The 6,500-nt window shown below is 74.5% G+C and carries 6 protein-coding genes; 5 read left to right on the plus strand and 1 reads right to left on the minus strand.

The features are described 5' to 3' along the window. The first annotated feature begins 246 nt into the window (after nt 1-246). Nucleotides 247-1,539 (plus strand): uroporphyrinogen-III C-methyltransferase, encoded by a 1,293-nt coding sequence (gene cobA, locus ACFWM7_RS32350; RefSeq protein ID WP_383267553.1) that lies wholly within the window; start codon nt 247-249, stop codon nt 1,537-1,539. 89 nt (nt 1,540-1,628) lie between these two features. After that, nucleotides 1,629-2,447 (plus strand): TrmH family RNA methyltransferase, encoded by an 819-nt coding sequence (locus ACFWM7_RS32355; RefSeq protein WP_383267555.1) that lies wholly within the window; start codon nt 1,629-1,631, stop codon nt 2,445-2,447. A 31-nt stretch (nt 2,448-2,478) separates the two neighbouring features. On the opposite strand, the gene ACFWM7_RS32360 is transcribed toward ACFWM7_RS32355, so the two are convergent. Then, nucleotides 2,479-3,900, minus strand: a complete 1,422-nt coding sequence (locus tag ACFWM7_RS32360) for a protein kinase (protein WP_383267558.1) — start codon at nt 3,898-3,900, stop codon at nt 2,479-2,481. Nucleotides 3,901-4,516: 616 nt separating this feature from the next. On the opposite strand from ACFWM7_RS32360, the gene ACFWM7_RS32365 reads away from it, so the two are divergent. The 3 genes from ACFWM7_RS32365 (at nt 4,517) to ACFWM7_RS32375 (ending at nt 6,441) form a co-directional block, all read left to right on the plus strand. Next, nucleotides 4,517-4,723 carry a hypothetical protein gene (locus ACFWM7_RS32365; protein ID WP_103507020.1) on the plus strand — a complete coding sequence of 69 codons (207 nt, stop codon included), beginning with the start codon at nt 4,517-4,519 and terminating at the stop codon, nt 4,721-4,723. A gap of 264 nt (nt 4,724-4,987) precedes the next feature. Continuing rightward, a complete protein-coding gene (locus tag ACFWM7_RS32370) occupies nt 4,988-6,073 on the plus strand; it encodes a phosphotransferase family protein (protein ID WP_383267560.1) in 1,086 nt (361 codons plus the stop codon). 65 nt (nt 6,074-6,138) lie between these two features. Continuing rightward, the gene (locus ACFWM7_RS32375) at nt 6,139-6,441 is read left to right on the plus strand and encodes a zf-TFIIB domain-containing protein (protein WP_383267562.1); all 303 of its coding nucleotides are present in this window, start codon (nt 6,139-6,141) and stop codon (nt 6,439-6,441) included. Nucleotides 6,442-6,500: the final 59 nt, after the last annotated feature.

Here is a 6,500-nt window from a genome sequence, read left to right on the forward strand (position 1 = left end):
CCCGGGGTGTGGCGGCCCGCGGGGGCGGGGGCGCCCCCCCCAATCCAGCCCGTCCGGCGCTTGAGGACAAGAGGGGCCCGGGGCGGAGCCCCGGTTTCGGGAAGGGGCGGGGTGGGGACAGGCCCGCCGCAGGCGCCCCCCACCCCGTATCGTGTTCCCACCCGGATCCCCCACTTCCCGCACGTCACAGCCGCTCCACCGCCGCAGCGGCCCTACGCAGCACCCGCACGAGGAGCCCGTACCGCCATGGCCGAGCACGCAGACCACGCCGACCGCGCAGGTCAGGACGATCACCCCGCGTACCTCGTAGGACTGCGCCTGCACGGCCGCCGCGTCGTCGTCGTCGGCGGCGGACAGGTCGCCCAGCGCCGGCTGCCGCAGCTCATCGCCACCGGCGCCGTCATCACCCTGATCTCCCCGTCCGCGACCCCCTCGGTCGAGGCCATGGCGGACGCCGGCGAGATCCGCTGGGAGCGCCGTCGCTACCAGGACGGCGACCTCGCCGACACCTGGTACGCGATCATCGCCTCCTCCGACACCACGGCCAACGACGCCGCCTCCGCCGAGGCCGAACGCACCCGCACCTGGTGCGTCCGGTCCGACGACGCCGAGGCCGCCACCGCCTGGACCCCGGCCACCGGCCGCATCGACAACATCACCGTCGCCGTCCTCAACGCCACCCCCCGGGGCCGCGACCCCCGCCACTCCGCCGCCCTCCGCGACGCCATCGTCGAAGGCCTGCGCGACGGCACCCTCGCCGCCCCCCACCACCGCACCCGCGCCCCCGGTGTCGCGCTCGTCGGCGGCGGCCCCGGCGACCCGGATCTGATCACCGTCCGGGGCCGCCGCCTCCTCGCCGAGGCCGACGTGGTCATCGCCGACCGCCTCGGCCCCCGCGACCTGCTCGACGAACTGCCGCCGCACGTCGAGGTCATCGACGCCGCGAAGATCCCGTACGGCCGGTTCATGGCCCAGGAGGCGATCAACCAGGCGCTCATCGAGCACGCCAAGGCGGGCAAGGCGGTCGTCCGGCTCAAGGGCGGCGACCCGTTCGTCTTCGGCCGGGGCATGGAGGAGGCCCAGGCGCTGGCCGCCGAGGGCATCCCCTGCACGATCGTCCCCGGCATCTCCAGCACCATCTCCGTCCCCGGAGCGGCCGGCATCCCGGTCACCCACCGGGGCGTGGCCCATGAGTTCACCGTGGTCAGCGGCCACGTCGCCCCCGAGGACCCGCGTTCGCTGGTCGACTGGGAGGCGATCGCCCGGCTGCGAGGCACCCTGGTCCTCCTCATGGCCGTCGACAAGATCGGCGCCATCGCCGCCGCCCTGATCGCCCACGGCAAGGACCCGGCCACCCCGGTCGCCCTCGTCCAGGAGGGCACCACCGCCGCCCAGCGCCGGGTCGACGCGACCCTCGCGGACGTCGGGGAGCGAGCAGTCACGGAGGACGTGCGCCCGCCCGCCGTGATCGTCATCGGCGAGGTCGTCGCGGTCGGCCCGGACTCCGCCCCGCAGGTCGTCCAGGACGCGGCCGACTAGGCAAGAGCGCGCCCCCGCCCCGTAACCCGCGGTTACACAACTCCCTCCCAGGCGTTGGCACCGCACACCCGACAAGGCAGTATCACCCTGTGGCAGATCTCATCTCCGTCGACGACCCCGACGACCCCCGGCTGAGCGACTACATCGGTCTGACCGACGTCGAGCTGCGACGACGGCGCGAACCCGCGGAAGGCCTCTTCATCGCCGAGGGCGAGAAGGTGATCCGCCGAGCCCGCCAGACCGGCTACGAGATGCGGTCCATGCTGCTCTCCGCCAAGTGGGTCGACGTCATGCGCGACGTCATCGACGAGGTCCCGGCCCCGGTGTACGCGGTCGCCCCCGAACTGGCCGAACGCGTCACCGGCTACCACGTCCACCGCGGTGCGCTCGCCTCCATGCAGCGCAAGCCGCTGCCGACCGCCGACGAACTGCTCGCCACCGCGCGCCGGGTGGTGGTCATGGAATCGGTGAACGACCACACCAACATCGGCGCCATCTTCCGCAGCGCGGCGGCCCTCGGCATGGACGCGGTCCTGCTCTCCCCGGACTGCGCCGACCCGCTCTACCGACGCTCCGTCAAGGTCTCCATGGGCGCGGTCTTCTCCGTCCCGTACGCCCGCCTCGAAGCCTGGCCCAAGTCGCTGGAAACGGTACGGGAGGCCGGCTTCCGGCTCCTCGCCCTCACCCCGGACGCCAAGGCCACCAGCATCGACGAGGCGGCCCCGCACCGGCTGGAGCGGGTGGCGCTGATGCTCGGAGCCGAGGGCGACGGGCTGTCCACGCGGGCCCTGATGGCCGCCGACGAATGGGTCCGCATCCCGATGGCGCACGGCGTCGACTCGCTGAACGTGGGCGCGGCGGCGGCCGTCGCCTTCTACGCGGTGGCCACCGGACGCCCGGAGAGCTGAGCACGGGCCAGCCCCTGCCCGGGGCCCGGCGTCACAACGACCGCGACGGCCCCCGCACACCCCGAACCTGAGGATCACCGGATTCACCGGAGCCACTGGCGACGTCCGACGCACCCTGTGCGGGACGCCAGGACTGCGCGCCCTGCGCGTCCTGCGAGACCTGTGCCCCCGGCGCCCGGTCCTGCTGCTCGCTCCCGCCGAGACCCTGCGCCGGCCCCTGGCAGCCCTGCGCCGCCGCGATGCCCAGCGCCACCAGCAACGTGACCACGACGAACACCACCAGCCGCTGACGCAGCAGCCGCGGATTGGCCGGCCGCCGCCCCGCCGAGGTCGTGCGGCCCCCGGAACGGGTGCCCGGACGTCCGTTCGTTCCGGCCGGAGCCCCCTGCCGCTTCCCGGTCCTGCTTCCCGAACGTGTCGTGTCGCGCGACGCCTGCTGCGGGCGCGAGCCACCGGTGCGCGGCGGTCCGGAGCGCGCGGGTGCGCCGCGCCTGCCCGACGGGGGGCGGGAGCCGGACGGGCCCTCCGCACGACGGGTGTGCTGCTCGGCGTACGGATCCTCCATCCGTCCGGTCGGCCGGTCGGCTTCCTGGGCGGAACGCTGGAGGGGCGGCCGGCTCTCGTGCAGCCCCTGCGCCTCGCGCGCCGCGATCTCCTTGAGCCGCATGGACAGTTGCAGCGTGCTGGGCCGCTCCTCCGGATCCTTCGCCAGACAGGCGCTGATCAGCGGGGCCAGCGCGTCGTGCACCCCGTGGAGCTGTGCCTCCTCGTGCACCACGCGGTACAGCATCACCTCGGAGCTGCCGTGCCCGAAGGGGGAGTCGGCCATCGCCGCGTACGCCAGGGTCGCGCCGAGCGAGAAGACGTCCGTCGCGGGCGTCACGGCCGCGCCCCGGACCTGCTCGGGCGCGAGGAAGCCGGGCGACCCCACCGCCGTACCGACGTGGGTGAGGGTGCTCGCCCCGGTCGACCACGCGATGCCGAAGTCGATGATGCGGGGGCCCTTGGGGGAGAGCAGGATGTTCGACGGCTTCAGATCGCGGTGGACCACCCCCGCCTCGTGCACCGCCACCAGGCCCTCCGAGAGCGCCGCCCCGATCGAGGCGACCTCGGCGGCGGCCAGCGGGCCCTCCTCGGCGACCTTGTCGTGCAGCGAGGGGCCGGGAACGTACTGCGTGGCGAACCACGGGCGGTCCGCCTCCAGATCGGCGGCGACCAGCCGGGCCGTGCAGCCGCCGCGGATCCGCCGGGCAGCCGACACCTCGCGCGCGAACCGCGAACGGAACTCCTGATCCTCCGCCAGGTCGGGCCGGATCACCTTGAGCGCGACCCGCTGGCCGCGCCGGTCGGAGCCGAGGTAGACGACGCCCATGCCGCCCGCGCCGAGCCGCCGGTGCAGCCGGAACGAGCCGACGAGACGCGGGTCCTCGCGCCGGAGCCGCATCATCGCCATCGTCTGCCCATCCCCGCTGCCTGGTCCGCCTGACGAGGCACAGCTTACGTACCCCGCGCCCGGCGCGCTCAGAGGCCGCGCCCTCGCCGGGGATTCGATTGTCCGTGCAGGGCGCGAGAGGTGAAGAGGGGTCAGGGCACGGCGGATCCGGGCCCTTCGGTCGGCCGGCGCGCTCAAACGGCCACCGACACAGGGGGATTGGATCACTGCGCGGCCGACCGGGCGCGGCCCTCACGCAGGACGTGACCACAGCCCTGGCACACGGGGTGGCGGTATCCCGGGCAGCCCCGGCGCTGACGGACGCCCGCCGCGGAACGGCGGACGTGAGTGAAGTCACCCGACGACGCGTCCGCGAAGCCGACGGACGTGTACCGGACCCACCCCCCCCACAGGCCCCGGCGTCCCCTCCGGGATGACCCCAACCTCCGGTGGCCCGTCTCCACCCAGGGGAGTACGCCGAGCGACGACGGCTCATCCTCCGGGAGGCCCGGGATTAGGTACGCGGGCATGACGCCCTGTGCTCGCCGCTTACCTAATGTTGAGGTCAAGCGGCGGGCGCAGCACTCGTCCCCCGAGGTCACACGCCCGCCGCCCCCATCAGGTCAGGAGAGGAACCATGTCGGACACGGCAACGCGGACGATGGTCCGTATGCAGGGACGCAAGGCCTACGCCGCGTTCGGCGGCCGTTCGTCCGGCACCCGTCACCCGTTGGTGGCGACGGCGATGGTCCTTCCTCTGGCGGCCCTGCTCGTGGTCGTCTTCGGCGGCTGGGAAGCGGTGGTCACACAGGCGTCGTCCGTGGCGGTGATGTTGGGGCGCTGAGCGGCGCCCGGGGTCCGGAAGAGCGGTCCGGACCCGCGCATCCGGCCAACAGCCCCGTGGGGACGGGGGTGCGGCGGACGGCAGCGTTTGTCCGGTCAGCTGGGGAGCTGACCGGGCATCGCGCTTTCCGGGCCCGTACGTTCGGGCCCATACGTTTCCCCGCCGGGTCGACGCCCGGCGCGCAGCGATGTCCGGACCGGCTCTCGCGTTACGCTCACGGCGGCACCGGTGCCACGGCCGGGCCGACCGCCGCCGGGAGAGCCGTTGACCAGCACCCAGACCTCAGTCGTCCAGGACCTGGGCACTCTCGCACACCGCCTCTCCCACCCCGCCAGGACGCGGTGCGTGTGCGAGCCGCCGCAGGTCCTCGCGGACCGGCCCGACGGCACGGTGGTCCGCAGCGGCGCGATCGTCGCGAAGGCGCATGCCGCCGACACCGACCGCGAGGCGCTGGCGGCCCGGATCGCCCTGGCCGCCGCACCGCAGCTCACCGGCATCCTGCTCCCGCCGCTCACCGCCCCGGCACCGGCCGGCCCTGCTGCCCGCCCCATCACCCTCTGGCCGCTCGGCGCGCCCGTGGACCCCGCCGACCCCGACGCGGCCCCCTGGGCCGAGGCCGCGGACCTGCTCGCCCGCCTCCACCGGACGGAGCCCCCGTTCCCGCTGCCGCCGATGCGCGGCCCGGCCAAGGCGGCGCGGGCCGTCGCCCGGATGCGCGCGGCCCTTGCCGGCGGCGCGGCCACCCTTCCCGGCGGCGCGGACCCCCTGTCCGGTGACGCGGCCACCCGTCCCGGCACCCCGGCCCTCCTCGGCGACCAGGCCTCCCGGCCCGGCGGGGTGGCTTCCCAGCCCGGTGCCGCCGCCTCCCATTCCGTACTGGCCGGCTGGCGGGCCCTGCCCGCCTGGGCCCGGGGCGAGGCCCCGGCTCCCGCGCACCGGAGCCGCTTCCTGTGCCACGGCGACCTGCATCTGGGCCAGCTCGTACGCCATCCCGCGCCGGACGGGCCCTGGCTGCTCATCGACGTGGACGACGTGGGGTCGGGCGATCCGGCCTGGGACCTCGGCCGGCCCGCCGCCTGGTACGCGGCCGGACTCCTGCCGCCCGAGGACTGGGCCACCTTCCTGGACGCCTACCGGTTCGCCGGGGGACCGGCGGTTCCCGCCGTCGGCGACCCCTGGCCCGCACTGGACGTCCCGGCCCGCGCCCTGACGGTGCAGACGGCGGCCGTCGCCCTCGCCAAGTGCGCGGCGGAGCAACGGGATCCGGACGAACACGAACAGCTGATGATCGAATCCTGTGCCCGAATCGCTACGTTGCGGCCCGAGTTGGCCGTCGGCCCCGCGTCGTAGGGTGAACGGACCGTGGCCGGGCAGACATTCCGGCGACGGCACAACGAGGGCGAGGAGCCGAGTCGATGATGCAGTGTCCGAAGTGTCACGCGCAGATGAACACGTACAACCGCAACGGTGTTCAGATCGAGCAGTGCAACGGTTGCCGGGGGATATTCCTCGACTACGGCGAGCTGGAGTCCCTGACCCGCCTGGAGTCCCAGTGGTCCCAGCAGGCCCCGCCCGCGCCTCCCGCCCCGCAGGCCTACCCGACCGCCCCTACCGCCGCCCACGCCCCCGCCTGGGGTGCGCCGCAGCACGGCGGGCACGGTGGGCACTACGGCCACCACCGTCAGAAGGGCTTCGGCCGGATGCTCTTCTCGTCCTGAGCCCTTCTGAGCCCTTCTGAGCCGTTTCTGCGTGGCCCGGACCCCGGGCCGCGCAGGGC

Source organism: Streptomyces sp. NPDC058375 (assembly GCF_042723425.1).
Classification (GTDB): domain Bacteria; phylum Actinomycetota; class Actinomycetes; order Streptomycetales; family Streptomycetaceae; genus Streptomyces; species Streptomyces durocortorensis.

Coding starts and splice junctions, on each gene's coding strand:
- ACFWM7_RS32375 (WP_383267562.1), top strand. CDS start 6,139: ATGATGCAGTGTCCGAAGTGTCACGCGCAGATGAACACGTACAACCGC.
- cobA (WP_383267553.1), top strand. CDS start 247: ATGGCCGAGCACGCAGACCACGCCGACCGCGCAGGTCAGGACGATCAC.
- ACFWM7_RS32365 (WP_103507020.1), top strand. CDS start 4,517: ATGTCGGACACGGCAACGCGGACGATGGTCCGTATGCAGGGACGCAAG.
- ACFWM7_RS32360 (WP_383267558.1), bottom strand. CDS start 3,900: ATGGCGATGATGCGGCTCCGGCGCGAGGACCCGCGTCTCGTCGGCTCG.